At 72.6% G+C, this 26,246-nt stretch carries 25 protein-coding genes; 13 read left to right on the top strand and 12 right to left on the bottom strand.

From position 1 onward, the window contains the following. Positions 1-136 precede the first annotated feature (136 nt). Positions 137-1,873 carry a DEAD/DEAH box helicase gene (locus tag BJ958_RS18690; protein WP_179728391.1) on the top strand — a complete coding sequence of 579 codons (1,737 nt, stop codon included), beginning with the start codon at positions 137-139 and terminating at the stop codon, positions 1,871-1,873. Positions 1,874-1,889: 16 nt separating this feature from the next. Next, complete coding sequence (locus BJ958_RS18685) at positions 1,890-2,462, top strand: aggregation-promoting factor C-terminal-like domain-containing protein (protein WP_179728390.1); 573 nt, start codon at positions 1,890-1,892, stop codon at positions 2,460-2,462. 38 nt (positions 2,463-2,500) lie between these two features. Here the strand turns inward: BJ958_RS18685 and BJ958_RS18680 are convergent, their stop codons facing one another. Then, positions 2,501-3,460, bottom strand: a complete 960-nt coding sequence (locus tag BJ958_RS18680) for an NAD(P)/FAD-dependent oxidoreductase (protein ID WP_179728389.1) — start codon at positions 3,458-3,460, stop codon at positions 2,501-2,503. Between the two features lie 27 nt (positions 3,461-3,487). On the opposite strand from BJ958_RS18680, the gene BJ958_RS18675 reads away from it, so the two are divergent. The 3 genes from BJ958_RS18675 to BJ958_RS18665 all read left to right on the top strand — a co-directional run bounded on the left by BJ958_RS18675 (position 3,488) and on the right by BJ958_RS18665 (position 7,610). Next, the gene (locus BJ958_RS18675; protein WP_179728388.1) at positions 3,488-3,925 is read left to right on the top strand and encodes a MerR family transcriptional regulator; all 438 of its coding nucleotides are present in this window, start codon (positions 3,488-3,490) and stop codon (positions 3,923-3,925) included. Between the two features lie 36 nt (positions 3,926-3,961). Next, positions 3,962-5,899, top strand: coding sequence for a penicillin-binding transpeptidase domain-containing protein (locus BJ958_RS18670; protein WP_179728387.1), 1,938 nt, complete (start codon positions 3,962-3,964; stop codon positions 5,897-5,899). A gap of 241 nt (positions 5,900-6,140) precedes the next feature. Then, positions 6,141-7,610: an NAD-dependent succinate-semialdehyde dehydrogenase gene (locus tag BJ958_RS18665; protein WP_179728386.1), complete on the top strand. Its 1,470-nt coding sequence runs from the start codon at positions 6,141-6,143 to the stop codon at positions 7,608-7,610. An 8-nt stretch (positions 7,611-7,618) separates the two neighbouring features. On the opposite strand, the gene BJ958_RS18660 is transcribed toward BJ958_RS18665, so the two are convergent. Next, on the bottom strand, positions 7,619-8,896 hold the full coding sequence (locus BJ958_RS18660; protein WP_218865859.1) for a low temperature requirement protein A: 1,278 nt from the start codon (positions 8,894-8,896) through the stop codon (positions 7,619-7,621). Positions 8,897-9,010: 114 nt separating this feature from the next. On the opposite strand from BJ958_RS18660, the gene BJ958_RS18655 reads away from it, so the two are divergent. Beyond that, entirely contained in the window at positions 9,011-9,715 is a 705-nt protein-coding gene (locus tag BJ958_RS18655; protein WP_179728385.1) for a hypothetical protein, read from the top strand. 21 nt (positions 9,716-9,736) lie between these two features. On the opposite strand, the gene BJ958_RS18650 is transcribed toward BJ958_RS18655, so the two are convergent. From BJ958_RS18650 to BJ958_RS18635, 4 genes are all read right to left on the bottom strand, one after another. Then, entirely contained in the window at positions 9,737-10,306 is a 570-nt protein-coding gene (locus tag BJ958_RS18650; protein ID WP_179728384.1) for a TIGR03086 family metal-binding protein, read from the bottom strand. A 7-nt stretch (positions 10,307-10,313) separates the two neighbouring features. Beyond that, positions 10,314-11,336, bottom strand: coding sequence for a sigma-70 family RNA polymerase sigma factor (locus BJ958_RS18645; RefSeq protein WP_179728383.1), 1,023 nt, complete (start codon positions 11,334-11,336; stop codon positions 10,314-10,316). Positions 11,337-11,480: 144 nt separating this feature from the next. Beyond that, entirely contained in the window at positions 11,481-13,061 is a 1,581-nt protein-coding gene (locus BJ958_RS18640; RefSeq protein ID WP_179728382.1) for a glycerol-3-phosphate dehydrogenase/oxidase, read from the bottom strand. After that, on the bottom strand, positions 13,058-13,678 hold the full coding sequence (locus BJ958_RS18635; RefSeq protein WP_179728381.1) for a TetR/AcrR family transcriptional regulator: 621 nt from the start codon (positions 13,676-13,678) through the stop codon (positions 13,058-13,060). The genes BJ958_RS18640 and BJ958_RS18635 overlap by 4 nt, the downstream gene beginning before the upstream one ends. 17 nt (positions 13,679-13,695) lie before the next feature. On the opposite strand from BJ958_RS18635, the gene BJ958_RS18630 reads away from it, so the two are divergent. Further along, on the top strand, positions 13,696-15,288 hold the full coding sequence (locus tag BJ958_RS18630; RefSeq protein ID WP_246319067.1) for an FAD-binding oxidoreductase: 1,593 nt from the start codon (positions 13,696-13,698) through the stop codon (positions 15,286-15,288). Beyond that, the gene (locus tag BJ958_RS29140; protein ID WP_179728380.1) at positions 15,285-16,226 is read left to right on the top strand and encodes a diacylglycerol kinase family protein; all 942 of its coding nucleotides are present in this window, start codon (positions 15,285-15,287) and stop codon (positions 16,224-16,226) included. The genes BJ958_RS18630 and BJ958_RS29140 overlap by 4 nt, the downstream gene beginning before the upstream one ends. 89 nt (positions 16,227-16,315) lie before the next feature. Here BJ958_RS29140 and BJ958_RS18620 read toward each other — a convergent pair whose 3' ends face one another. Further along, positions 16,316-17,467, bottom strand: a complete 1,152-nt coding sequence (locus BJ958_RS18620) for an acyl-CoA dehydrogenase family protein (RefSeq protein ID WP_218865857.1) — start codon at positions 17,465-17,467, stop codon at positions 16,316-16,318. A 76-nt stretch (positions 17,468-17,543) separates the two neighbouring features. Here BJ958_RS18620 and BJ958_RS18615 point away from each other — a divergent pair, with 76 nt between their 5' ends. The 3 genes from BJ958_RS18615 to BJ958_RS18605 all read left to right on the top strand — a co-directional run bounded on the left by BJ958_RS18615 (position 17,544) and on the right by BJ958_RS18605 (position 19,500). Continuing rightward, a complete protein-coding gene (locus BJ958_RS18615; RefSeq protein ID WP_179728379.1) occupies positions 17,544-18,245 on the top strand; it encodes a TetR/AcrR family transcriptional regulator in 702 nt (233 codons plus the stop codon). A gap of 68 nt (positions 18,246-18,313) precedes the next feature. Further along, positions 18,314-19,036, top strand: coding sequence for a GTP cyclohydrolase II (locus tag BJ958_RS18610; protein ID WP_179728378.1), 723 nt, complete (start codon positions 18,314-18,316; stop codon positions 19,034-19,036). Continuing rightward, a complete protein-coding gene (locus tag BJ958_RS18605) occupies positions 19,033-19,500 on the top strand; it encodes a MarR family winged helix-turn-helix transcriptional regulator (RefSeq protein WP_179728377.1) in 468 nt (155 codons plus the stop codon). The genes BJ958_RS18610 and BJ958_RS18605 overlap by 4 nt, the downstream gene beginning before the upstream one ends. 34 nt (positions 19,501-19,534) lie before the next feature. Here BJ958_RS18605 and BJ958_RS18600 read toward each other — a convergent pair whose 3' ends face one another. Next, complete coding sequence (locus BJ958_RS18600; RefSeq protein ID WP_179728376.1) at positions 19,535-20,224, bottom strand: pirin family protein; 690 nt, start codon at positions 20,222-20,224, stop codon at positions 19,535-19,537. 49 nt (positions 20,225-20,273) lie between these two features. Here BJ958_RS18600 and BJ958_RS18595 point away from each other — a divergent pair, with 49 nt between their 5' ends. Both BJ958_RS18595 and BJ958_RS18590 read left to right on the top strand, forming a co-directional pair. Continuing rightward, a complete protein-coding gene (locus BJ958_RS18595) occupies positions 20,274-21,626 on the top strand; it encodes a GH1 family beta-glucosidase (RefSeq protein WP_343052730.1) in 1,353 nt (450 codons plus the stop codon). Positions 21,627-21,646: 20 nt separating this feature from the next. Next, positions 21,647-22,612, top strand: a complete 966-nt coding sequence (locus BJ958_RS18590; RefSeq protein WP_179728375.1) for an NADPH:quinone oxidoreductase family protein — start codon at positions 21,647-21,649, stop codon at positions 22,610-22,612. A 10-nt stretch (positions 22,613-22,622) separates the two neighbouring features. Here BJ958_RS18590 and BJ958_RS18585 read toward each other — a convergent pair whose 3' ends face one another. The 4 genes from BJ958_RS18585 to BJ958_RS18570 form a co-directional block, all read right to left on the bottom strand. Continuing rightward, positions 22,623-23,108 (bottom strand): CAP domain-containing protein, encoded by a 486-nt coding sequence (locus BJ958_RS18585; RefSeq protein WP_179728374.1) that lies wholly within the window; start codon positions 23,106-23,108, stop codon positions 22,623-22,625. Between the two features lie 92 nt (positions 23,109-23,200). Further along, positions 23,201-23,860 carry a CAP domain-containing protein gene (locus tag BJ958_RS18580; protein ID WP_179728373.1) on the bottom strand — a complete coding sequence of 220 codons (660 nt, stop codon included), beginning with the start codon at positions 23,858-23,860 and terminating at the stop codon, positions 23,201-23,203. Positions 23,861-23,955: 95 nt separating this feature from the next. Then, positions 23,956-24,489 (bottom strand): CAP domain-containing protein, encoded by a 534-nt coding sequence (locus tag BJ958_RS18575; protein WP_218865856.1) that lies wholly within the window; start codon positions 24,487-24,489, stop codon positions 23,956-23,958. A 76-nt stretch (positions 24,490-24,565) separates the two neighbouring features. Further along, a complete protein-coding gene (locus BJ958_RS18570) occupies positions 24,566-26,239 on the bottom strand; it encodes a TolB family protein (protein WP_179728372.1) in 1,674 nt (557 codons plus the stop codon). Positions 26,240-26,246: the final 7 nt, after the last annotated feature.

Raw genomic sequence — 26,246 nt, 5'->3', positions numbered from 1 at the left:
CGAGGGTGTCAGCGGACGCAGGCGTTCCGGCATTACAGGCTGTCCTTACCAGATCACACGCCGTTCAACCCGCCGTGACCCAGCGCACCGCGACGAGGATCACGCCTCGGACGCTTGACGGCACTAGTCTTGACGGGTGAGTGACCTTCCCAGTGACGCCGCGGACCAGCCCGCCACCTTCGCCGACCTCGGTCTCGGTGACCGCATCCTGAAGGCTCTCAAGGACATCGGCTACGAGTCGCCGTCCGCGATCCAGGCCGAGACCATCCCGCACCTGCTCGAGGGTCGCGACGTGATGGGCCTGGCGCAGACCGGCACCGGCAAGACCGCCGCGTTCGCGCTGCCGATCCTCGACCAGCTCGACCTGTCGCAGAAGACCCCCCAGGCGCTGGTCCTCGCGCCGACCCGTGAGCTCGCGCTCCAGGTCTGCGAGGCGTTCGAGAAGTACGCCGCCAACCTGCGCGGCGTCCACGTGCTGCCGGTCTACGGCGGCCAGGGGTACGGCGTCCAGCTGTCCGCGCTGCGCCGGGGCGTCCACATCGTCGTCGGCACGCCGGGCCGGATCATGGACCACCTCGAGAAGGGCACCCTCGACCTCACCGAGCTGCGCTTCCTCGTCCTCGACGAGGCCGACGAGATGCTCAACATGGGCTTCGCCGAGGACGTCGAGACGATCCTCGCCGACACCCCGTCCGACAAGCAGGTCGCGCTGTTCTCCGCGACCATGCCCAAGCAGATCAAGTCGCTGTCGGCGAAGTACCTGAACAACCCGGTCGAGGTCGCCATCGAGCGCAAGACCCGTACCGCCGAGAACATCAAGCAGCGCTACCTGATGGTCAGCTACCCGCAGAAGGTCGACGCGCTGACCCGGATCCTCGAGGTCGAGAACTTCGAGGGCGCGATCGTCTTCGTGCGCACCAAGAACGAGACCGAGACGCTGGCCGAGAAGCTGCGTGCCCGGGGCTACAGCGCCGCCGCCATCAACGGCGACATCGTGCAGGCCCAGCGCGAGCGCACCGTCAACCAGCTCAAGGACGGCAAGCTCGACATCCTGGTCGCCACCGACGTCGCGGCCCGCGGCATCGACGTGCCCCGGATCAGCCACGTCTTCAACTACGACATCCCCACCGACACCGAGGCCTACGTGCACCGGATCGGCCGCACCGGCCGGGCCGGCCGCAGCGGTGACGCGGTCTCCTTCATCACCCCGCGCGAGCGCTACCTGCTCAAGCACATCGAGAAGGCCACCCGCTCCACGCTGGAGCAGATGCAGCTGCCGAACGTCGACGCGATCAACGAGTCGCGCCTGAGCCGCTTCGACGACCGGATCACCGCAGCCCTCGAGTCGCCGCAGATCGACTTCTTCCGTGACGTGGTCGGCCACTACATCCGCGAGCACGACGTGCCCGAGGCCGACGTCGCCGCGGCGCTGGCCATCGCGCTGCAGGGGGACACCCCGCTGCTGCTCGAGGAGGAGCCGGAGCCGGAGCGCCGTCCGCGTCGCGAGCACGACGACCGCGACCGCGGTGAGCGCGGCGAGCGCCGTGGTGGCGACCGCGACCGCGGCGAGCGCGGCGGCCGCGACCGTGCTCCCCGCTCGGGTGGCAACTTCCAGGCCTACAAGATCCAGGTCGGCAAGCGGCACCGCGTCGAGCCGCGCCAGATCGTCGGCGCGCTCGCCAACGAGGGCGGCCTCGACCGGCGCGACTTCGGCAAGATCACGATCCGCCCCGACTACTCGATCGTCGAGCTGCCCGCTCAGCTGACCGAGGACCAGTGGGAGCGGCTCAAGAGCACCCGGATCAGCGGCAAGCTGATCGAGCTGGCCAAGGACTACGGCCCGCCGAATCGGTCGCGCAAGCCTCGCGACTGACCTAACCTCGATCCCCATGGGGGACCTGCGTCGCTCGGCCGCGCCCGCTGCACTCGCAGCGGGCGCGCTGCTGCTGAGCGCCTGTGGCAGCACGACGCCGCCGGCCGCGGAGCCGTCCGCCACGACCTCCACGGCGGTGCCCTCGGCGACGCCGCGCGAGGCCGAGCCCTCGCGCTCGGGCGCGCGGGTCGACGTACCCACGCCTCAGATCATGGCGGCGCTGGCCCGCCGTGCCGAGCGGATCGCGAAGAAGCTGCCGCCGGTGATCGTGCCGGCCGAGGTCGACCCGGCGTCCAACCGCGGCCTCGGCTACCGGGAGATGATCGAGTTCGGCTTCCCGGCCGACCAGTGGCCCTACCTCGACGCGCTGTGGCAGCGCGAGTCCGGGTGGAACCACCTCGCCGAGAACCGCAGCTCCGGCGCCTACGGCATCCCGCAGTCCCTGCCCGCCACGAAGATGGCTGTCGTCGGCAGCGACTGGCGCACCAACCCCGAGACCCAGATCCGGTGGGGGCTGGCCTACATCGCGGCGCGCTACGGCAACGTGCAGAAGGCGTGGGAGCACTCCCAGCGCACCGGCTGGTACTGAGTCCGTCGACCGTCACGACCTCGTTCCCGGTCGCGGCGCTACTCGATCTCGCCGTCCGCCAGGACGGCGAGCGCCGCGTCCTGCACGCAGGCAGCGGCGGCCATCATCCCGGCCGCTGCGGCGGCGAGCACCGACGCCATCGGCATCGGCAGGCCCGGGCCCTGGGCGAGGTCGCCGGCGGCGTAGACGCCGGGCATGCTGGTGCGGCCGAACGCGTCGACCACCACGGCACCGACCTCGGAGGTCTCCAGCCCGAGCTGCTCGGCGAACGGCGCCGCCTGCTCCCACTCGGTCTTCACGAGCAGCCCACCCAGCGCGAGCTCCTCGCCTCCGGCCAGCGTGACGACGAGGCCGGCCCCCTCCTTGCGGACGTCGACCAGCCGGTCGGCCACGACGCCGGCTCCGGTCCGGGCGAGCAGCGCAGCGGTCGCCTCGTCGAGGTCGCCGCCGTGGGTGAGCACCACCCGGTCCTCGGCGATCGGCCGCACCATCGAGGCCATCGCCGCGACGTGGGGTGCCGAGCCGAGGATGCCGACCCGGGTGCCGGCGTACTCGTGGCCGTGGCAGAACGGGCAGTGCGCGACCAGGTCGCCGAAGTTCTCGGCGATGCCGGGGACGTCGGGCAGGGTGTCGCGCACGCCGGTGGCGAGCAGCACCCGGCGGGCGCGCACGGGCCCCTCGCCGGAGACCTCCAGGAGGAAGTCGCCGAGCTCGCCGGAGATCCGGGTGACCCCGGCGCCGACGACGTCGAGGAAGCGGACGTCGTCGTAGGCCTCCGCGTCCTTGCGGGCGGCCAGCCGCAGCTCGGCCGGCGGGGCGCCGTCGTGGCCGAGGAAGTTGTGCATGTGGCCGGTCGGGTCGTTGCGGTAGCGGTCGGTGCCGACGACGACGGTCGTCCGGTGCATCCGGCCGAGGGTCTGGGCGGCCTGCAGGCCGGCGGACCCGGCGCCGACGACAGCGACGTCGTAGAGGTCGTTCGCGGGTGCTGAGTTGATCATGGGCCCAGCCTGTGACTTCATGTGAACATGAAGTCAAGTGCCCGGAACATCCGGTGGTCCGTGGGGGAGCTCGCCGCACGCTTCGAGCTCGAGACGCACGTGCTCCGACACTGGGAGGACAAGGGGCTCCTGCATCCTGAGCGTGACTCCGCGGGCAGGCGGGTCTACGGCGAGGACGACGCGTACCGGGTGGCGGCGATCCTCGCGAGCAAGGCCTCGGGGATGAGCCTCGACCAGATCCGCACCCTCGTCGACGCCTCCGTGGAGGGCCGACGTGACGCGCTGAGGGCCCACCTCGAGGAGCTGGACCGGCGTCAGGCCGAGCTCGAGCGGTCGCGGCACATGACCAGGCACGCCCTCGAGTGCCGTGCCCACGACATCACCACGTGCCCGGGGTTCCAGGCGCACGTCTCCGACATCGTCGACGGCACCACGCAGGGCATCCGGTTCCTCGCGGGGCACTGAGCCAGGGCTGACGGGCCCGGCTGGTAGAACCGTTCCATGCGGCGGACCTCGGCAGCCCTCACCTCCCTCCTCGTGCTCGGCGGCGCCCTGAGCGCGTGCTCCGGCGACGACGCCGGCGGCGCCGAGGCCGTGGCCAAGCAGCTGGCGGGTGCGCTGGTGGCGGCGGCGACGCCGCAGTCCGGCGACGCGAGCAAGGCCCCCGACCCGCTGGCCTCCGTCCCGTTCACGGGCGCCGACTCCGCGACGGTGACCAAGGCGTACGCCGACATCGTCGACGACATGGACGGCGTCGTCCCCACGGTCGCGGTCGGGGAGGTCGACTCCTCGGCCGACAAGCCGACCGCCACGCTGCGCTGGTCCTGGCCGGTCGTCGACGGAGCCGATCCGTGGGCCTACGAGACGACGGTCGCGCTGAGCCACCAGGGCGACAAGTGGTCGGTGGGCTGGGCGCCCGACGTGGTCGCGCCCGACCTCGCCGAGGGCGAGACCCTCGACGCGGTCACCCAACCGACCGACCGAGGTGACGTCACCGGCGCCGGCGGCACCGTCCTGGTGACCGAGCGCGCCGTCGTGCGGGTGGGCATCGACCGGTCCAAGGTGGACGCCGCGGCCGCACCGGCCTCCGCGAAGGCGTTGGCCAGGCTGGTCGGCGTCGACGTGAAGCCCTACGTCAAGGCCGTCAGCGGTGCCGGACCGCGCGCCTTCGTCGAGGCGATCACCTACCGCGCCGGCGAGGAGCCCGCCGGCTTCGCCGACGCCCTCGGCGCCATCGCCGGCGCCACGACCGTCGACGCCGAGCTCGCCCTCGCGCCGAGCCGCGACTTCGCCGCCCCGATCCTGGGCCGCGTCGGTCCGGTCACCGCCGAGATGGTGGAGAAGCACCCCGACACCTACCGCTCCGGCGACGTCGCCGGCCTGTCCGGTCTCCAGGCGCGCTACGACGAGCAGCTGCGCGGCAGCGTCGGCCGGGTCGTGTACGTCGTCCCCGCGCCCGACAGCAAGGACCCCGGGGCCGACAAGCGGGAGGTCTACCGTCACGACGCCACCCCGGGCCAGCCGCTCGCGATCACGCTGGACGAGCGGCTGCAGACGCTCGCCGAGCAGGTGCTGGCGAAGACCCGCCCGGCCGCCGCCCTGGTCGCGCTCCGCCCCAGCGACGGTGCGATCCTCGCGGCCGCCAACGACGCGGCGACGGGTGGCCAGAACTACGCCACCTTCGGGCAGTTCGCCCCCGGGTCGACCTTCAAGATCGTCACCTCGCTGGCCCTGCTGCGGGCCGGTCTGACCCCGGAGAGCCCCGTCGAGTGCACCCCGACGGTGAGCGTCAACGGCAAGCAGTTCAAGAACTACTCCGACTACCCGTCCTCCGCGCTCGGCACCATCCCGCTGCGCGAGGCGGTCGCCCAGTCGTGCAACACGGCCCTGATCGGTCAGCGCGACCGGCTCGGCAAGGGCGACCTCGCGTCGGCGGCCGCCACGCTCGGCCTCGGTGTCGACCACGACCTCGGCTTCCCGTCGTTCTTCGGCGAGGTCCCGGCCCCGGCCAGCGAGACCGAGGCCGCGGCATCGCTGATCGGCCAGGGCAAGGTCCTCGCCTCGCCGATGGCGATGGCGACCGTGATCGCGAGCGTCCAGGCCGGCACGACCGTCGTCCCCCGTCTCGTCGACCAGGTCGACGTCAGCGTCCCCGCCGAGGCCGAGCCGCTCGCCCCCGCCGAGGCCGACCAGCTGCGCGCGATCCTGCGCCAGGTCGTCACCGAGGGCAGCGGGCGCGGCCTGGCCGACGTCCCGGGACCGCCGGTGATCGCCAAGACCGGCACCGCCGAGTACGCCGACGGTGACACGGTCCGCACCCACGCCTGGATGGTCGCCGCGCAGGGCGACCTCGCCGTCGCCGTCTACGTCGAGACCGGCGAGTCGGGATCGCAGACCGCCGGCCCGCTCCTCGAGGCCTTCCTCCGCGGCGCCCGCTGAGCCCCGCGGACCACGCTCCCGGGACCAAGGTCCCGGGTGGTGGGGGACGACCGGAGGAAATCTCGACGCGAGGTCTTGTCCCTCACCATCGGCGCGCTAGAGTGGCACCAGTCGTACTTCGGAGGGAGCACCGATACGACTGAGCCCCTCGTTGACCCCATGCAATGAGGGGCTCTCTCCATTTCCGGCCCTCTGCATTTCGGGGCTTCTGGCCGTTGCCCCGCAGTGCCAGAGTGGGCCCATGACCTTCCGCGAACGTCTTGCCCACCTGCTCCCGGAGTCGCGTCGCCAGCTGTACGTCGGCGGCAGCTGGGTCCCCTCGGGCAGCGGTGCCCGGATCGACGTGCTGGACCCGGCGGACGGGTCGGTGCTCACCGACGTCGCCGACGGCACGCTCGACGACGCCCGCGCCGCCCTCGACGCGGCCGCGGGCGCCCAGGAGTCGTGGGCGGCGACCCCGCCGCGCGAGCGCGGGGAGATCCTGCGCCGGGCGTTCGGGCTGGTCACCGAGCACGCCGACGACATCGCCTTGGTGATGAGCCTGGAGATGGGCAAGCCGATCGCCGAGGCGAAGGGCGAGGTGACCTACGGCGCCGAGTTCCTGCGCTGGTTCTCCGAGGAGGCGGTGCGCATCCACGGCCGCTGGATGCAGAACCCGGCCGGCGGCAGCCGGCTGCTGACCGTGCGCAAGCCGGTCGGCCCGTGCCTGTTCATCACCCCGTGGAACTTCCCGCTGGCGATGGGCACCCGCAAGATCGGTCCGGCGGTCGCCGCCGGCTGCACGATGGTGGTCAAGCCCGCCTCGCAGACCCCGCTGACCATGCTCCTGCTCGCGTCGCTGATGGCCGAGGCGGGCCTGCCGGCCGGCGTGCTCAACGTCGTGACGACCTCCGACTCCGGGGGCCTCAGCAAGACCCTCCAGGCCGACCCGCGGCTGCGGAAGGTGAGCTTCACCGGCTCGACCGGCGTCGGCAAGTCGCTGGTCGAGCAGTCGGCCGGCCAGCTGCAGCGGATGTCGATGGAGCTCGGCGGCAACGCGCCCTTCCTCGTCTTCGCCGACGCCGATCTCGACGCCGCCGTCGACGGCGCGATGATCGCCAAGATGCGCAACATGGGCGAGGCCTGCACGTCGGCCAACCGGTTCCTCGTCGAGGCCTCGGTCGCCGAGGAGTTCGGCGCCAGGCTCGCCGAGCGGATGGGCGGCCTGCGCGTCGGGCGCGGCCAGGACGTCGGCGTCCAGGTCGGCCCGCTCATCGACGCCAAGGCGGTCACCTCGGTCTCCGCCTTGGTCGACGACGCCGTCGACCGCGGCGCCCGCCTGCTCACCGGCGGCAAGGCACCCGGCGGCGAGGGCTTCTTCTTCCCGCCGACGGTGCTGGCCGACGTACCCGCCGACGCCGACGCGGTGCGCAACGAGATCTTCGGTCCGGTCGCCCCGATCACGACCTTCACCAGCGAGGACGAGGCGATCCGGCTCGCCAACTCGACCGAGTACGGCCTTGCCGCCTACGCCTTCACCCGCGACCTGGCCCGCACCATCCGTCTCGCCGAGCGCCTCGAGACCGGCATGCTCGGTATCAACACCGGCCTGGTGTCCAACCCGGCCGCGCCGTTCGGCGGTGTGAAGGCGAGCGGGTTCGGCCGGGAGGGCGGCTTCGAGGGGATCGAGGAGTACCTCGACACGACGTACGTCGCGCTGCCGGTGTCCTGACCCCGCGGTCAGCTCCGGAGGCCCTCGAGGACCTCCATGTTGTGCCGGTACCCGAAGCTCTCGTAGCCGACGACGGTCACCCACGGCGTCAGTGACAGCACGACCAGGCACCAGGTGAGCTCGGCGCCGGCCATCGCCATCAGCACGGCTGCGGCGATGACGAGCGCGCTGATCGCCAGGAGCACCAGGTGGAAGGCGTCGAGGGTCCGGGTCAGCAGCGCGTAGCCGGCGTAGAACAGCAGGGTGGCGGCGATCACCGGCACCGCGACGGTCAGCAGCGTGCCGGTCCGCGTGAGGTGGGCCTGGTCGTCGAGGTAGTACGCCGCGACGTGGAGGCCGGCGCCGACCGCGACGATGCTGCCGAACAGCGGCATGTGGCCGTAGCCGAAGCCGAAGGAGCGCTCCCGGTGGGCGTGCAGCACCTCGGCCGCCGGCACGGCGAAGTAGGACCACCAGATGCCGAAGGTGAGCGCCGTGCCGGCCAGGGCGAGCAGTCCGATGTCGGAGGTCAGGCCGTCCTCGGCCAGGACGTTGATGGACGCCATCGTGCCGATCATCCCCTCGCCGAGCGCGATGATGACCATCAGGCCGTAGCGCTCGGCGATGTGGTGGGCGTGCCAGGGCGTGCCGCCCCGCTTCGTCTCCGCGTACGCCGGGCCCCCGATCTCGACCAGGAACGGGACGATGATCAGGACGAGCGTGGTGACGACCGGCAGGTCGACCAGCGCCAGGACGCACCAGAGCACCTGGGCGATCGCGATCGAGACGATGTAGGTGCGGCAGGCACCGCGACGTGACGGGTCGTGCTGCCCGGCGCGCCACCACTGCACGAGCATCGCCGCGCGCATCACGACGTAGCCCCAGACCATGACGTCGTTGTCCAGGGTCTCGCCGTGGTCGTAGACGGACTTGAACATCGGGTGGAGGCCGACCGCGAACACCAGCACGCCGACCATCTGCACCATCGTGGTCAGCCGGTACACCCAGTCGTCGGTGTCGTACGCGGAGGCGAACCAGGTGAAGTTGACCCACGCCCACGAGATGCCGAACGTCGCGAAGCAGAAGGCGACGATGCCGGCGGCGACGTGGTCCTCGGCCAGGGCGTGGGCGAGCTCGTTGGCCGCCGTGCCGAAGGCGACGACGAAGGTCAGGTCGAAGAGCAGCTCCAGGGGCGTCGCCGTCCGGTGGCGCTCGCGCGGGTCGCGCCCCGTCATGCGGCGGTGGCGGTGACGTACGGCGGACTCGGCGTCGCGGTCCTCGGCCTGCTCGGCGTGCTGCTCCGACATGCGCCGCAGTCTAGGTACCGCTCGACGTGTCGAGGTTGCGCGCCGGTGGAGCGGGGTAGGTGGTGGCGGGCCGGAACCGGCCGCCAGACGTGACATCGACGGGACGGAACACCCATGCGCAGGACACGCACAGCATTGGCCACGATCGCGATCGCGGTCGCCGGACTCGGGACGACGGCCGTGCCGGCCGCGTCGGCGGACACGGGGTGGGAGACGGTGACGTCCTGGGCCGGTGGCCGGGCGAAGGTCTGCGCCGCCTCGAACGGCAACGGCACCTCGACGGTCCGGGCCTACTGGGACGGGCGGAAGTACCCGACGGTCTCCGGACCGTTCGTGGCCTCGGGTGCAGCCGGGCTGGCCCACGTCGCTGACGACTTCACCATCTCCGGGTGGACCTACTCCCACAGCGACAAGGGCACGGTCGGTCCCACCGTCTCGATCCAGCGTCCCAGCAACGGGTGGGTCTACGTCCTGTCCGGGTCGCAGGTCGGCATCACGGTCGAGACCGTCCTGCCCGTCCGCGCGCTGGCGACCTGTCCCGGAGGCAGTCGCGTGACGGTGCAGGCGGGCCGACCCGCCGAGGTCGCGGCACCGCGCGCGGCGAAGTGCGTCTCCAAGAAGGAGTTCCGCCGCATCCGCAAGGGGATGGGGACCGGGCAGGTCAAGCGCGTCGTCGGCTTCGCCGGCGCCGTGGTGACGAAGGCCGAGTACAGCGCGGTCCGTCGCTACGACCGCTGCGGCGGCGGGTCCGTCGTGGTCAACTTCAAGCGGGCAGGCAAGGGCAAGGCGCTGAAGGTCGACAGCCGCTACAAGGGCTGACGTCCTCCGGCCGGATCGACGTCAGCCGCGCCGGCCGAGCAGGGCCAGCACGTGCACCCCGGCAGGCGCCTCGACGTCGACCGGCAGGGGTGGTGCGAACCGGTCGTCGCCGGCCAGCGCGATCTGCAGGGCCGAGGGCAGCAGGGCCGCGGCCAGCGGCTCGGGCAGCGGCTCGGCGTGGCCGGTGGCCTGGCGCACGTCCCAGCCGTGGACCGCGATCTCGAGCGCCGCGATCCGGGCGATCGCGTCGACGGGCAGCGGGCGCCCGCCGACGTCGACGTTCGGCTGGTCGGCACGCAGCCAGGCGGTCAGCAGCGCGCACGCCTTGAGCTGCAGCGCCTGGACGCGGGTCTCGAGTGGTGTCGGCGCCGCGCTGCTCAGCCCCACGGCGCCGTCGGCGGCCTCGGCGAACGCGTCGAGCGCGTCCTCCATGTGGGCGAGCAGGTCGGCGAGGCTCCAGCCGGTGCAGGGGGTCGGGCGGTCGACGTCGGCGCAGGTGATCGTGCCGAGCGCGGCGCGCGTGTAGTCGAGCGCGCGCTGCAGCAGGTCGAGTCCGGCGACCATCCCGTCCGGCGCAGTGGCGGCGGACATGGCGGCCTCAGGCCGGGACGTAGTCGGCGGGCAGCCGCTCGGGCAGCCCGAACCGCGCGAACAGCCGGGCGTCGAAGAACGCCGTGACGTGCTCGACGCGCAGGTCGTCGCCACAGCCGGTCAGCTGCAGCACCTGCAGGTGGAACGGCTCGAAGTGGCCGTCGGGCTGGCGCATGTAGAGTCCGAACGCCGGCTGCCCGTTGGCGACCGTCTCGACCATCGGCATGTCGTTGCAGCCGCCGGGGCACTTGGTGCCGATCAGCTCGCCGATCGCCTCGGTGCCGCGGTAGTGGTTGAGGAACGGCGGCATGTCCCAGGTGGCGTCGTACTTCAGCAGCTGGACGATCTGGTCGATGTCCTTGCGCCAGAACGCCTGGAGGTAGGCGTCGAGCAGGGTGCGCTGGGCCTGGTCGAGGTCGGGCTCGACCGTGTCGGGCGACAGGCCGCGCTCGGCGAGCTGGGCGTGCGCCCGCTGCAGGGCCGAGTTCACGGCCGCGGTCGTCGTGTCGAGCGCGGTCGCGGTCTCGGCGGCCGACCAGCGCAGCACGTCGCGCAGGATGAGCACCGCACGCTGACGCGCCGGCAGGTGCTGCAGGGCGGCCACGAAGGCGAGCCGGATCGTGTCGCGCTCGGCGACCTCGACCGCCGCGTCCGGGATCGGCTCCAGCCACGGGACCTCGTGGTCCTCGAGGAGCTCGTCGGAGGGAGCCGAGTCCGCCGTACCGAGACCGGTCGGGAGCGGGCGCCGCGGCTTGGCCTCGAGGTTGGTCAGGCACACGTTGGTGGCGATCTTGTAGAGCCAGGTGCGCACCGAGCTGCGGCCCTGGAAGCTCGCCGATGCCTTCCACGCCCGCAGGAACGTCTCCTGCACCAGGTCCTCGGCCTCGTGCACCGACCCGCTCATCCGGTAGCAGTGCGCCATCAGCTCGCGCTGGTAGCGCCCGGTCAGCGTGTCGAAGTCGGCGAGCTCGTCACTCGCCACTGCTGCCGTCGCCGTCGTGTTCGCCTCGGTCACCGTTGCGCTTCCCATCGCTACCCCCGTGGTCTCGCCAGTCTGCCTGATGGGTGTGACCGGGCGCGATCGGAAAACTCATCGCCGGGTGCTGCAGGAATCACCTCTTCGGTGGCGATTCCCTCGCTTCTTGCCCGTTGCAAAGGGCAAGAAGCGACAGTTTCACCTCCTCAGCGGCGATTCCGACACCGCGGTCAGCACCCGCTGCGCCGCGGGTACGGCGAGTGCCCGGTCGGCGGGGATGAGCCCGATCCGGGTACGACGGTCGAGCAGGTCGGCGACGTCGGCCGCACCCTCGTGGGTGACACCGAAGAACAGCTCGGCCCACACCGTGGGGATGCCCTCCGCGATCGGTGCGAGCAGCGCGTCCTCCTCCCACCCGCTGGCCTCGACGGCTGCGGTGAGGGCGAGGCCCGCGTCCGCGCCGTACCTGCGGACCAGGCGGGCCGCGCCGGGGTGGCCGGCCTTCGCCGCGCGGTCGGCGAGTGCCTCGCGTGGGGCGGCGCCGGCCAGCGGCAGGGTCGCGGTGACGCAGGGGCCGGCGGCCAGGCGGGCGTGGGCGACGGCCGCGTCGACGGCGTCCTCGGCCATCCGGCGGTAGGTGGTGAGCTTGCCACCGACGATCGTCACGACGCCGGTCGTCGAGGTCAGCACCGCGTGCTTGCGGGACAGGTCCGCCGTCGAGTCGTCGCCGCTGTCGAGCAGCGGGCGCAGGCCCGCGAAGGCGCCCACGACGTCCTCGCGGCGCAGCGGCCGGGCGAAGGAGGCCGCGACCACGTCCAGCAGGAAGCCGATCTCGACCTCGGTCGGCTCGGCCACGTCGGGGATCGGTCCGTCGACCGGCTCGTCGGTCAGGCCGACGTAGAGCTGTCCGTCGGGCTGGGGCAGGACGAGCACGAAGCGGTTGGTCTCGCCCGGGATCGGCGCGAACACCGCCACGTCGAGGCCGGGCAGGGTGCCGGCGCGGAGCACGAGGTGGGTGCCGCGCGAGGGGCGCAGGCGTACGTCGTCGACCAGGTCGCCGGCCCACACGCCCGCGGCGTTGATGACCGTGCGGCTGGTGACGGTCGTGGTCCCACCGGTGAGCTCGTCGCGCAGCGCGACCTCCCGGCCCGTGGCGGTCAGCACCCGCGCGTGGGTGCGCACGTGCGCTCCCCGCTCCGCCGCCGTGCGCGCGATGGTCGTGACCAGGCGCGCGTCGTCCTCGAGCTGGCCGTCCCAGCCGAGGTAGGAGCCGCGCAGCCCGTCGGTGCGCAGCGGCGGCGCGACCCGGCGGGTCTCGGCGGCGCTGAGCCGGCGCGGCCGGGGGAGGGTGTCGCCGCTGGTGCCGGCGGCTCGGCGGAGCAGGTCGCCGCCGAGGAAGCCGGCCCCGGCGAGGGTGCCCATCGGCCGGCTGACGCCCGCCGACAGCGGGATGATCGAGGGCAGCGGCCGGGTCATGTGGGGCGCGGTCGTCTCCATCAGGATCCCGCGCTCGACCGCGCTCTCGTGCGCGATGCCGATCTGGCCGGAGGCGAGGTAGCGCAGGCCGCCGTGCACCAGCTTCGAGGAGAACCGCGACGTGCCGAACGCGAGGTCGTGGGCATCGACGGCGAGCACGGTCAGCCCGCGCGAGACGGCGTCCAGGGCGACGCCGGCTCCGGTGACGCCCAGGCCGATCACGACCACGTCGACCTCGGTCGGGACGTCGGCGAGGCCGGGGGTGATCCGGGTGCTGGGCTGATCGGGCTGGGGTGCGGTCATGGCGCGAGGCTCCGGGAGATGAGGGCGTGCAGCTCGTCGTCGAGCGCGGACTGGTCGACGACGTCGTCGACCATCGTGTGGGCGGACAGGACGAAGCCGTGGGCCGCGAGGACCAGGCCGCGGGCGACGGCCTGCGGGAGGCCGTCGGTGATCAGGCCGGCCGCCTGGCCGGCGGCGATCGCGTCGGACAGGACCTGGAGGATCAGCTCCTGCGAGCGGCCGCGACGGGCCAGCAGGTAGGGAAGGATCAGCTCGGGGTCCAGCTCGACGATGCGGGTGAACAGCTCGTTCTCGCGCAGCGCGTTGACGGTCGAGACCACCGCGTCGGCGATCGCGTCGGGGGTGGGCGATGCGGCGACGTCGGCGTCGGTCGCTTCGCTCCCCGCCTGCTTCACATCCACCCCGGAGGCGACGAGCGTTCCCCACTCGCGGGTCATCAGGTCGCCGAGCAGCGCCGGCATGTCCGACCACGCGCGGTAGATCGTCATCCGCGAGACGCCGGCACGGCGAGCGACCTCGGTGAGCGTCGTACGCCGCCAGCCCACGTCGAGGATGCACTCGCGGGCGGCGTCGAGGTAGGTGTCCCGCGGATCGCTGTTGTGACGATGTGACGTCATGTGTCACACTGTAACACATGACCTCCGAGCGTCCCTCCGTCCTCCAGCCCGAGATGCCCGCCACGCGCTGGGGCGACCCGGACCACGCGACCGGCCTGCCGGACGGCGTCCGCGACCTCGTCGGCCTGGTCTTCCCGATCCGCGACACCCCCGCGCGCGCCGACGTCACCGTCCCGGCGTCCCGCCTCGCCGAGGCCCAGCTCGCCGGCCTCCGCGCGATCGTCGGCGACGACAACGTCGTCCTCGACGACGCGGTGCGCCGCCAGCGCACGCGCGGCAAGTCGACCCCCGACCTGCTCCGCCAGCGCAGCGGCGACCTCGGCGACGCGCCCGACGTCGTCGTCCGGCCGGCCGGCCACGACGAGGTCGTCGCCGTCCTGGCCTACGCCCAGGAGCAGCGGATCGCCGTCGTCCCCTTCGGCGGCGGCACGGCGGTCACCGGCGGACTGGTCGCCGACCCGGCCGGCCTCGCCGGCGTCCTCTCCCTCGACCTCGGCCGGATGCGCGGCCTGCTCGCGCTCGACCCGGTCTCCTCGACCGCGACCCTCGAGCCGGGCCTGCGCGGTCCGGAGGCCGAGGCGCTGCTCGCCGCCCACGGGATGATGCTCGGCCACTTCCCGCAGTCCTTCGAGTACGCGACCATCGGCGGCTTCGCCGCCACCCGTTCCAGCGGCCAGTCCAGCGCCGGCTACGGCCGGTTCGACTCCATGGTCGTCGCGTTGCGCGTCGCCACGCCCGTCGGCGAGGTGCGCCTCGGCGCCTCCCCGGCCAACGCGTCAGGCCCCGACCTGCGCGAGCTCTTCCTCGGCTCCGAGGGTGCCTTCGGCGTGATCACCGAGGTGACCGTGCGCATCCGCCCGCTGCCCGAGGTCAAGGAGTACGAGGGCTGGCGCTGGCCGAGCTTCGACGCCGGCGCCGACGCGATGCGCGCGCTGGCCCAGTCCGACCTGCTGCCCACGGTCATCCGGCTCTCCGACGAGAGCGAGACCGCGATCAACCTCGCCGACCCCGAGTCCATCGGTGGGGAGGGAGACGCGGGCTGCCTGATGATCGTCGGCCACGAGGGCACTCCCGCCGCCGTCGCCGCCAAGAAGGCTGCGGTCACCGAGGCGCTCACCGCGCTCGGCGGCACCGCCCAGGGGTCCGGCCCGGGTGAGGCGTGGGCGCACGGCCGGTTCAACGCGCCGTACCTGCGCGACAGCCTGCTCGACAACGGCGTACTCGTCGAGACGCTCGAGACGGTCACCTACTGGAGCAACCGCGACAACCTCTACGCGCGGGTCAAGGCCGCCCTGCAGGAGACGCTCGGCGAGGGCGCGATGGTGCTCTGCCACATCTCGCACGTGTACGCGACCGGCTGCTCGCTCTACTTCACGGTCGCTGCTCCCGGCGGCGCGGACCCGCTCGCCACCTGGCTCCCGGCCAAGGCCGCGGCCTGCGAGGCGATCGTCGCCGCCGGCGCCTCGATCACCCACCACCACGCGGTCGGCACCGACCACAGGCCCTACCTCAGCGCCGAGATCGGGGAGGTCGGGGTCGAGGTGCTGCGCGCGGTGAAGAAGGCCGTCGACCCGGCCGGCATCCTCAACCCCGGGGTGCTGATCCCGTGACGACCGGCCGCGCCTTCGCCTTCCTCGTGAACCCCGCCTCCGGTGGCGGTGCGGCGCCGAAGGTCGTCGTGCCGCTGGCGCGGGCGCTGCGCGAGGCCGGTGCCGAGGTCGAGGTCACCTACACGACCTCGGCCGCCGAGACGCCCGCGCTCGTCGACGCCGCCGTCGACCGCGACGCCGTCGTCGTGTCGGTCGGCGGCGACGGCATGCTCTCCTCGGTCGCGGGGGCCGTCGCCGGTCGCGGCGGCGTGCTCGCCGTCATCCCGGCCGGTCGCGGCAACGACTTCGCCCGGATGCTCGCGATCCCCACCGACACCGCCGCCCAGGCCCAGCTGCTGCTCGACGCCGAGCCCCGGCCGATCGACCTGCTGCGCGCCACGCAGCCCGACGGGTCGTCGTACGTCGTCGCGGGCTCGGTCTACGCCGGCGTCGACGCCCGCGCGGCCGAGATCGTGGACCGCTCGCACTGGCTGCCGTCGAGGCTGCAGTACCCGTACGCCGCGGTCCGGGCCCTCGCGACGTACCGGCCCGTCGAGTGCACCCTCGACGTCGACGGTGTCCGCACGACGCACCAGGCCGCGACCGTCGTCGTCGCCAACTCCCGCTTCTACGGCAAGGGGATGGCGATCGCGCCGACCGCGTCCGTCGACGACGGGCTGCTCGACGTGATCGTGATCGAGGCCGCCGGGCACCTCGACCTGATCCGCTCCCTGCCCAAGGTGTACGACGGCAGCCACGTCGACCTCGCCGAGGTGACCGTGCGCACCGGATGGAGGGTCAGCATCTCCGGGACGCACCGCGGCGGCGCCGCCGTACCCGTGGGTGCCGACGGGGAGAGCCTCGGCGCCCTCTCCGCCGATCCCACCACCCCGCTGAGCGTCGAGCTCCTCCCCGCGGCGGTCCTGGTCCTCGCCGACCCGGCAGAAGCTGGCTCGTAAGTCCGGTCGACCCGGCAGGAAGTGGCGTGCGAAGAGCCACTTCCTGCCGGGTCGGCGTGTTCGCGGGGCCAGTTCGAGCCGGGTCGGCGTCAGGCGGGAGCCGGGAGGGAGCGGGCGATGATCTCCTTCATGATCTCGCTGGTGCCGGCGTAGATCTGGGAGACGCGGAGGTCGGCCCAGGCGCGGGCGATGGGGTACTCGTTCATGTAGCCGTAGCCGCCGTGCAGCTGCAGGCACATGTCGGCGACCTTCTGGGCGCGCTCCGAGCACCACAGCTTGGCCATGGCGACGGTGGGGATGTCGAGCTGCTTGTCGAGGTGCAGGCCGATGCACTCGTCGACGAAGGAGCGCGCGACGCGGGCCTCGGTGGCGATCTCGGCCATCTTGAACTTGGTGTTCTGGAAACCCCAGATCGGCCGGTTGAAGGCGTGGCGGTCGTGCACGTAGCGCATCGTCTCCTCGAAGCACAGCTCCATCGCGGCGACGTTGGAGACCGCGACGATCAGCCGCTCCTGGGGCAGCTGCTCCATGAGCTGGATGAAGCCCTGGCCCTCCTCGGAGCCGAGCAGGTTGGTGACGGGGATCCGGACGTCGGAGAAGTTGAGCTCGGAGGTGTCCTGGCCCTTCATCCCGATCTTGTCGAGCACCCTGCCCCGCGAGAAGCCGGGGGTGTCGGTCGGCACGATGACCAGCGAGATGCCGGCGGCGGCCTCCTCGGGGTTCGTCTTCACGACGGTGACCACGACGTCGGCCTGGGCGCCGTTGGTGATGAAGGTCTTGGCGCCGTTGACGACGTACTCGTCGCCCTCGCGGATCGCCTTGGTCCGCACGTTCTGCAGGTCCGAGCCGGTGCCCGGCTCGGTCATCGCGATGGCGCCGACGACCTCGCCGCTGGCCATCTTCGGCAGCCACTCGAGCTTCTGGGCCTCGGTGCCGTAGCTGAGGATGTAGTGGGCGACGATGCCGTTGTGGAGCGAGACGCCCCACGAGCTGTCACCGACCCGGGCCTGCTCCTCGATGAGGATCGCCTCGTGGGCGAACGAGCCGCCCCCGCCGCCGTACTCCTCCGGGATCGAGAGGCAGAGCAGGCCGACCTCGCCGGCCTTGTTCCACAGGTCGCGGTCGACCTGCTTGTTGGCGATGAAGGTCTCGACGTTCGGCTTGATCTCCTTCTCGCAGAAGGTCCGCGCGAGGTCGCGGAAGTCGTCGAGGTCGGTGTTCATCCAGGGTGAGCGGCGCATGGGTACAGGGTGTATCACGCCAGACGAGTCGGGTACAAGGTGTATCCAGAAGTCGCCGCGCGATAGCGTCGGTCGCATGGTCGACGTGGCGGACGTGGCGAAGTGGGTCGACTCGACCGTGCGCCGCCGCAGCGCCAAGGAGGCGCTCGAGAGCGACGCGCGGCGCGCCCAGGTCGTCCAGGCTGCCGTCGACGCGATCGAGGAGGGCGGCGGTCAGGTCGGGATGGGCCAGATCGCCGAGCGTGCCGGCATCCCCCGCCCCAACGTCTACCGCCACTTCGCGAGCAAGGAGCAGCTCGACGCCGAGGTCGCCCGCTTCGCCGCGACCGAGCTGCTGCGCCGGGTGCGGCCGCACCTCTCGACGCCGGGTACGCCGGTCGAGATCGTCCGCGGGCTGATTGCCCCGTGCGTCGCGTGGGCCGCCGAGCACCCCCACCTGTTCCGCTTCCTCGCCGCCCAGCAGCAGACCAAGGCGCTGCACCGCGCGCGCCTGGGCCGCACCCGGCTGCTCAGCGAGATCGCCGACGCCGCGCGCGCGTACCTCAGTGACACGTCGCTGTCCGCCGACCCGCCCGAGGGCGTCCTGGTCGGCGTGATGGGCATGGTCGACGCGAGCATCATCTGGTGGTTCGACCACCACGACGAGAGCCAGGAGCAGCTCGTCGACCGCCTCACCCGCCAGGTCGTCGCGGTGCTGGTCGACGCGCTGGCGCAGTCCGGCCTGGTCGTCCCCGAGGGCCTGGTCCTGCGGCCGGTCCCGGGAAAACCCGCCACCTGAGCGGGAATACCTGCGCGCGCTGCCGGCTTGTGCCACCATCATTTCAAGATTGAAATAATGGAGCGACCATGACGACCTGCCCCACCCGCCCGCGCGGCGTGCACCGCGTCTCCGACGTCCCCGCGATCCCGTACGCCGGACCCGAGGTGCCCACCGCCGCCGTCCGCACCCGCGTCGTCGTACCGCTGCGCTTCCCCGACGGCTACGAGACCACCGCCGACGTCGTCACCTTCGACGGCCTGGTCGACGGCAAGGAGCACCTCCTGCTCGGCCTCGGCGCCTGGCGCGAGCGGCTCGACACCCTGGCCGCCGGCGGCCCGGCGCCGCTGGTCCGCCCGCACAGCGAGTGCCTGACCGGTGACGTCTTCGGCTCGCAGCGCTGCGACTGCGGCCCGCAGCTGCGCGAGGCCGTCGAGCGGATCACCGACGAGGGCGGCTTCCTGCTCTACCTGCGCCAGGAGGGCCGTGGCATCGGCCTCTACGCCAAGCTGGACGCCTACGCCCTGCAGGACGCCGGCCTCGACACCTACGAGGCCAACGTCGCGCTCGGCCGCGGCGAGGACGAGCGCGACTACCGCGCTGCCGCCCAGATGCTGCGCGCCGTCGGCGCCGACCGGATCAGCCTGCTGAGCAACAACCCCGACAAGGCCCGCCAGCTCGCGTCGTACGGCGTGGGCGTCGACGAGCGGGTGCCGACCGGGGTGCACCTGTCGCCCGCCAACGAGCGGTACCTCACCGTCAAGCGCGACCACACCGCCCACACCCTCGACCTCGGCGGGCTCTCGGCATGAGCGAGCCCCGCTGGCTGGACGAGGAGGAGATGGCGGCCTGGCTGCCGCTGGTCCGCCTCGTCCAGGAGCTCCCCCAGGCGATCGACCGGCGGCTGCGGGAGGAGGCCGGCATCACGCACACCTACTACGCGATGCTCGCCAACCTCTCCAACGCGCCGGACCGGATGCTGACCATGGGCGAGCTGGCCCGGCTCACCGCCACCAGTCCCTCCCGGCTCACCCACGCGATCGCCGTGCTCGAGCAGCGCGGCTGGGTCACCAAGGAGAACTGCCCCAACGACCGCCGCAGCCAATTCGCGGTCCTCACCGACGAGGGGCAGGCGCTGCTCGCACGGATCGCCCCCGGCCACCTCGCCCAGGTCCGGGAGCTGGTCTTCGACCGGCTCACCCGCGAGCAGGTCCGCAGCCTCGCCGAGATCGCCACCGCGCTGGTCGAGCCGGCCGAGGTGTTCGGCGAGGCCTGAGTCGCCGCTGGGGAGGTGATTCCCGCACCCGGCGTCAGGCGAACGACCAGACCAGGATCTCCGTCGGCACGCTGGCGGTGAGGTCGTACGACGCCCCGTCGGTCACGCACAGCGCGTCCCCGGCGGCGAGCGGCTCGGCCAGGGACGAGCGGAGCAGCGCGCCCGTGGTGAGGAAGGCGTGCACCCGGGGGGCGGCCGGCAGTGCGACGGTCTCGCCCGCGCCGAGGCGGACCACGTCGAGGCTCGCGCCGGCCACACCGACCGGCAGCGGCCCACCGTCGCCGACCACGCGCACCCGCCCGTCACCGGGACCAGCATCGACCCTCGCCCGTCCGTAGGCCGGCGCGAGGTCGGGGTCGTCGGGCCGCAGCCACACCTGCACGAACCGCGCCGGTCCGTCCGGGCCCGCGAGCTCCGCGTGCCGGACGCCGGCACCGGCCGACAGGACGCCGCAGTCTCCCGCGGCGAGGACCTCCTCGGCGCCGGTGCCGTCGCGATGGACGAGGGCGCCGGACACGACCCAGGTGATGATCTCGAGCCCCTCGTGGGGGTGCTCCTCGAAGCCGGTGCCGCGGCCCAGGACGTGGTCGTCGTGGCACACCATCGGGCCGAAGGACAGCCGGCTGGGGTCGAGGTGCGGTCCGAAGGAGAAGCCGTGGTGGCTCAGTCGCCCGGGCTCTCGTTCGACGAACCGGGCGGTTCCCCTGCGGATCTCGACGCTCACGTGTCAGATTGTGCCGGTGTCGTGGGAGTCTGGTCCCGTGGGGGACAGGGTGGGAGATCTCGCCGGCCGTTTTCCGGTCGACTTCAGGTTCGGCACCAGCACGGCGTCGTACCAGATCGAGGGTGCCGTCGCGGAGGACGGACGCGGTGCGTCGATCTGGGACACCTTCTGTGCCGAGCCCGGCCGCGTCGTCGACGGCTCGAGCGGTGCGGTCGCCTGCGACCACTACCACCGCTATCCCGAGGACATCGCCCTCATGCGGACCCTCGGCGCCTCCGGCTACCGGTTCTCCATCGCCTGGCCGCGGATCCAGCCGACCGGCTCCGGAGCGGTCAACCAGGCCGGTCTCGACTTCTACGACCGGCTCGTGGACGGCCTGCTCGAGGCCGGCATCAAGCCGATGGCGACGCTCTACCACTGGGACCTCCCGCAGGCCCTCGAGGACGACGGCGGCTGGCTCAACCGCGCGACCGTCGACCGCTTCGCCGACTACGCCGCGATCGTCGGCGAGCGCCTCGCCGACCGGGTCACCGACTGGGTGCCGGTCAACGAGCCCAACGTCGTGACCCTGATGGGGTACGCCGTCGCGATGCACGCGCCCGGCAAGGCGCTCATGTTCGACGCCCTCCCCGTGGGCCACCACCTGCTCGTCGCCCACGGCCGGGCCGCGATCGCGCTGCGGGCCGCCGGCGCGACCAGCGTGGGGTGCGCCAACAACCACGCGCCGATCTGGCCGGCCAGCGACGACCCCGCCGACGTCGGCGCCGCGAAGCTCTTCGACACGCTCTGGAACGCCCACTACCTGGAGGGCATGCTCCTCGGCCGCTACGGCGACGACCTGATGATGCTGCTCGAGCCCCACGTGCGCGACGGCGACTTCGCGACCATGCGCCAGCCGCTCGACTTCTACGGGGTCAACTACTACAACCCGATGCGGATCGCGGCCGCCGACGAGACCGCCGAGCTGCCGTTCGAGTTCCGCGAGGTGCTCGGCTACCCGCTGACCGACTTCGGCTGGCCGGTCGTGCCGGACGCGCTGCGTGAGTGGCTGATCACCTTCCGCGCGCGGTTCCGCGCCGCCGTACCCCCCATCATGATCACCGAGTCCGGCTGCTCCTACGGCGTCGGCCCCGACGAGCACGGCATCGTCGACGACCACCAGCGCATCGACTACCACGCCCTGCACCTGGCGGCGGTCGCCGAGGCGATCGAGCGCGGCGTCGACGTGCGCGGCTACTACGCCTGGTCGCTCATGGACAACTTCGAGTGGGCCGAGGGCTACACCCAGCGCTTCGGCCTCGTGCACGTCGACTACGAGACCCAGAAGCGCACGCCGAAGCGGTCGTTCGGCTGGTACGCCGACCTGGTCGCCGAGCACGCCCGGCGGTCCGCCACGTCCTGAGGCGGGCTAGCCTGCGAGCCATGCGTGCAGTCCAGGTCGTCACCACCACCGGTCCCGCCGACGTCGTCGTCCGGGAGGTGCCGGACCCGGTGCCGGGCCCGGACGACGTGCTGGTCGAGGTGCACACCGTCGGGGTGTCCTTCCCGGACCTGCTGCTCAGCCGGGGGCAGTACCAGCTGCGCCCCGAGCCGCCGTTCACGCTCGGCGTCGACTACGCCGGCGTCGTCGTGTCGGGTCCGGGCTTCGAGCCGGGCCAGCGGGTCGTCGGCGTCGGCGGGTACGGCGGCGCCTCCGAGCTGGTCGCCGGCCCCCGCCAGTCGACCTTCGCGCTGCCCGACGGGGTGAGCTTCGAGGAGGCCGCCGCGCTCCCGATGAACTACCTCACCGCGCTGTTCGCCCTCGACGAGCGCGCCGGCCTGCGCCCGGGCGAGACCGTGCTCGTGCACGGTGCGGCCGGCGGAGTCGGCACCGCCACGCTGCAGGTGGCCAAGGGCCTCGGCGCGCGCACGATCGCGGTCACGAGCACCGAGGAGAAGGCGGCGTACGCGCGAGCCGCGGGTGCCGACGAGACGGTGCTGTTCGACGGGTTCAAGGACGCCGTGACGGAGCTGACCGGTGGCAAGGGCGTCGACGTCGTCCTCGACGTGGTCGGCGGCGACGCGTTCACCGACTCGCTGCGGGTGCTGGCGCCCCAGGGGCGGCTGATGGTCGTCGGGTTCGCCGCCGGCACCGGGATTCCTGAGGTGAAGGTCAACCGGCTGCTGCTCAACAACATCGACGTCCGCGGCGTCGGCTGGGGTGCGTACGCCTTCTTCAAGCCGGACTACCTGCAGCAGCAGTGGGCGCAGCTGGTGCCGATGATCGAGTCCGGCGTGGCGAGGCCGCCGATCGGCGAGGTCTACCCGATGGCCGACTTCGGTCGCGCGCTGGCCGACATGGACAACCGCGCGGCGCTCGGCAAGCTCGTCGTCCGCCTGCGCGACTGAGCAGGCCGGCTCAGCGCCGGCGGACCAGGTCGATGGTCCACCACAGCTGGTCGGCGGAGGACTGCACGCCGAGGCCGACCAGCCGCATCCGGCAGTCGAGCAGCAGCGCGCGGTGCGGCGGGCTGTCGAGCCACCGGCGCAACGCCTCCCGGGCGCTCATCGGGCCCATCGCGATCACCTCGCCCATCAATGCGGCCTGCGGGTAGCCGGCCGCAGCGATCCGCTCACGCAGCTCGGCCTCGCCGGTGACCTGGTGGGACATGCTGTTGTGGGCGGCCATCGCGCTCGAGTGCGCGCTCGCCGACCCGTGCAGCCCGGTCCTGGACTTCAGGCGCCGGCAGCCCGATTGCCGTCGTGCCACGTTGACCTCGGCGAGGAGCCTGAGCTCGATCCGCGCCGTGTCGGGCCCTCGTGCGTGCTGCGGGGCGGGAGCAGGGCGCGACGATGCGGGGACCGCCGTCAGCAGGACCGTCGCGAGGACGGCCAGATGGACCATGCTCAGGGAGCGTGCGAGTCCTGGGCATGGTCCAGCTTTGGGGAAGAGAGCCGAGCGCACGGAGAGCATCATGTCGGGCTCCGGCGGGTTTGTCAGCGGCGTGCGAAGTCCTGGGTCCACCAGAGCTGGTTCCCCTGGGCGACCACGCCGACCCCGAGGTGCCGCAGCCGGCAGTCGAGGATGTTGGCCCGGTGGCCGGGGCTGGCCATCCACGCCTGCATCACGGCCTTCGGCGAGCCGTAGCCGGTGGCGACGTTCTCGGCGACCCGGCGCCAGCCGTGGTAGCCCGCGAAGGTGATCCGCTCGCCGAGCCCTGCCTCGCCGGGGAGGAAGTGCGTCATGGTGCGGTACTGCGCCATCCCGACGCTGTGCGCGCGCGCCGAGGCGCGCAGGCTCTCGTTGGGACGCAGGGCACGGCAGCCGGCACGGGCCCGCCTCCTGTTGACCAAGGTGACCACGCGGTCCTCGAGGTCGGCCGCGACGCTCATCGGGATCGGCGCCGGTGCGGTGGCGCCCGGGGTGCTCGGCTGGGGGGCAGGCACCGACTTCTGGCCGCCGAGCAGCGCGGCGAGCAGGCTCGTGAGCAGGTTGGTCAGGGTCCCGGCCAGGGGCGGCGTGTCCGTGGTCGGCGCCGCCACCGTCCGGGGTGCCTCGGGAGCAGCTGTCGCGGGCGTGGCCCGCAGGGCCACGGGCAGGGAGACGAGGACCGTCAGGGTGGCCGTCGCGGCCAACCGGGTGCAGCGCAGGAGCATGGGCACGATCGTGCGATTTCCGACGCGGTCGTCGCGACGGTGCTCCGTGCGGTACCTGTTAGTCCCGAAGGACTAGGAAAAAGCCGCGATCGGGCTCAGCGGACCCCGAAGTCCTGGGTCCACCAGAGCTGGTCGTCCTCCAGCACGACGCCCACCCCGATCTCGCGGAGGCGGCAGTTGAGGATGTTGTGCCGGTGGTCGGGGCTGTTCATCCAGGCGTCCATGACCGACTCGGGGGAGCTGAAGCCGCGTGCGATGTTCTCGGCGACCAGGCTCCAGCCGCGATAGCCCGCCCGGGTGATCCGGGTCGAGAACTTCGCCTCGCCCGGCAGCTGGTGCGACATGACCCCCGCCTGCGCCATCGACACGGTGTGCCGGCGGGCGGCCTTGCGGAGCCTGTTCGACGACTTCAGCGCGCGGCAGCCGTTGCTCGTGCGCTGCTCGTTGACGAGGTCGACGACCCGGTCCTCCATCGCGCGCTGGACCAGACCGCGCGCAGGGACGACGTCGGGCGCGACGGGCCGCAGCACGGCGGCGGTCGTCGTCCCTGTCCCGGCGTCGGCCGCGGTCGGCGCCAGCAGGCCCAGGCCGAGCACGAGGCCGGGCACGAGAGCGAGCAGGCGGGTCATGCCCTGTCGATCGGTGCTCAGGCGGGGGTCCTGAGCGCGACCCGGGAAATCGGGACCTAGGTCCCCGCGGTCCGGCTCAGCCGAGGGGGCCGTGCACGTAGACGTCCTCGGTGGCGTTGGTGTCCGAGACGCCCGCGACCAGGTTGGTGGCGATCGTGCTGAAGGCGGCGTACGAGCCGCTGGCCGCGAGGGTCACCGAGATCGTGGCTCCGTCCGGGTCGGTCGCCGCGAGGCCGGGCGAGAGGTTCGTGAACTGGCCCGTGGCACGGGTCCACAGCATCGGGGAGACGATGAAGGTGCCCGTCCCGGTGAGGTCGTCCGGCCGGGCCATGAACACGATCCGGCTGCCGTCCGCCGACATCGTCGGGTTGAAGGCGCTGGTGTTGCCGTTCGTGCCCGGGTTCGTCGCCCGGGACACGAGCACCTGGGTCGCCGGGGTGTCCCGGTTCCACACGAAGACGTCCTTCGTCGTCTCCCAGTCGGTCTGCGGGAGGACGTTCGTGGCGTCGGTCTCGTAGGCGACCAGGTCCCCGTCGGCGGAGACACTCGGCCAGAACGCGCCCTGGCCGCCGCCGGTCGCGGCATTGAGGCCCGTCTTGTCCGTCGAGACCAGGATCGGCTCGCTGGTCGAGATCATCGCGTCGTCCCAGAGGAAGACGTCGCTCCTCGCGTTCGTGTCCTCCTGGCCGCCCGGCGCGGCGACGAGGTTGGAGGCCTTCGACTCGAAGGCGACGTGGTGGCCGTCGGCGGAGATCGCGGGGTAGGCGGAGGCGCCGTTCGCGTTGCCGACCCCGTGCGAGACGAGCACGAAGGTCGAGGGGGCGCGCCACAGGAAGATGTCGTCGGCTCCGGGCGCCCCGGCCCCCGGGCCCACGTTCGTGGAGCCGGACACGAAGGCGACCGCGGAGCCGTCTGCGGAGATGGCGGGGAGCAGCACACCCTGCCCGTCGAGTGACCCGGACGTCAGCCGGGCGAGGCTGTCCTGCTGGCGGTCCCAGCGCCACAGCTCCGGCGAGCCCGACGGTGGCAGCCCGCCGAGCCCGGCCGAGCTCTGGAAGGCGACGTAACGTCCGTCGGCCGAGATCGCCGGGTGCAGGGACTGGCCGGCCCCCGGCGTGCCGTCGGTGCGGTGCGAGACCAGGGTGAGGCCGTCGGTCGCACGGTCCCACAGGTAGACCTGCCCGTAGCCGTTGTCGCCACCCGGCAGCAGGTCGGCGGCGAAGGACTCGAAGACCACGTACCGCCCGTCCGCGGAGATCGACGGGTCGGTCGACTTGTCGTCCCCGGTGGTTGCACCGGTCGAGCGGTGCGAGACCAGTCGGGTGCTCGGCGGCTCGGGCGCGACCGGGCCGCCGGACGTCCGCCCGGTGACGGAGAACGCCGTGCCCCGCCGGCCCGGTGTGCTGCCCTGGCGAGCGAGGACGACCCGGTAGGTCGTCGTACCCGGGACGGCGGTGACGGGGAACCGGACCGTGCCCGCGCCCTTCCGTGGCAGGCGCCGGGTGACGACCTTCGTCCACGTCGAGCCGGTACGACGCTGCAGGCTCACCCGCTGCCGGGCGGCACCACCCCGGACCCGCGCGGTCGCCGTGACCGTCGTACCTGCGGCCACGTCGGTCGCCGACAGGGCGACCCGGACCGTGGGTCGCGTGGCGGCGGTCGACGACGGGGCGGGGCCCGCGACGAGGACCAGGGCGACGAGCGGCACCACGATCGGTGGGATCAGTGGGAGGAGGCGGCGCAGGACCATGGCTCCA

It is taken from the genome of Nocardioides kongjuensis (assembly GCF_013409625.1).
In the GTDB taxonomy this organism is placed as follows: domain Bacteria; phylum Actinomycetota; class Actinomycetes; order Propionibacteriales; family Nocardioidaceae; genus Nocardioides; species Nocardioides kongjuensis.
This window is presented reverse-complemented; position numbering and strand designations above follow the sequence as displayed.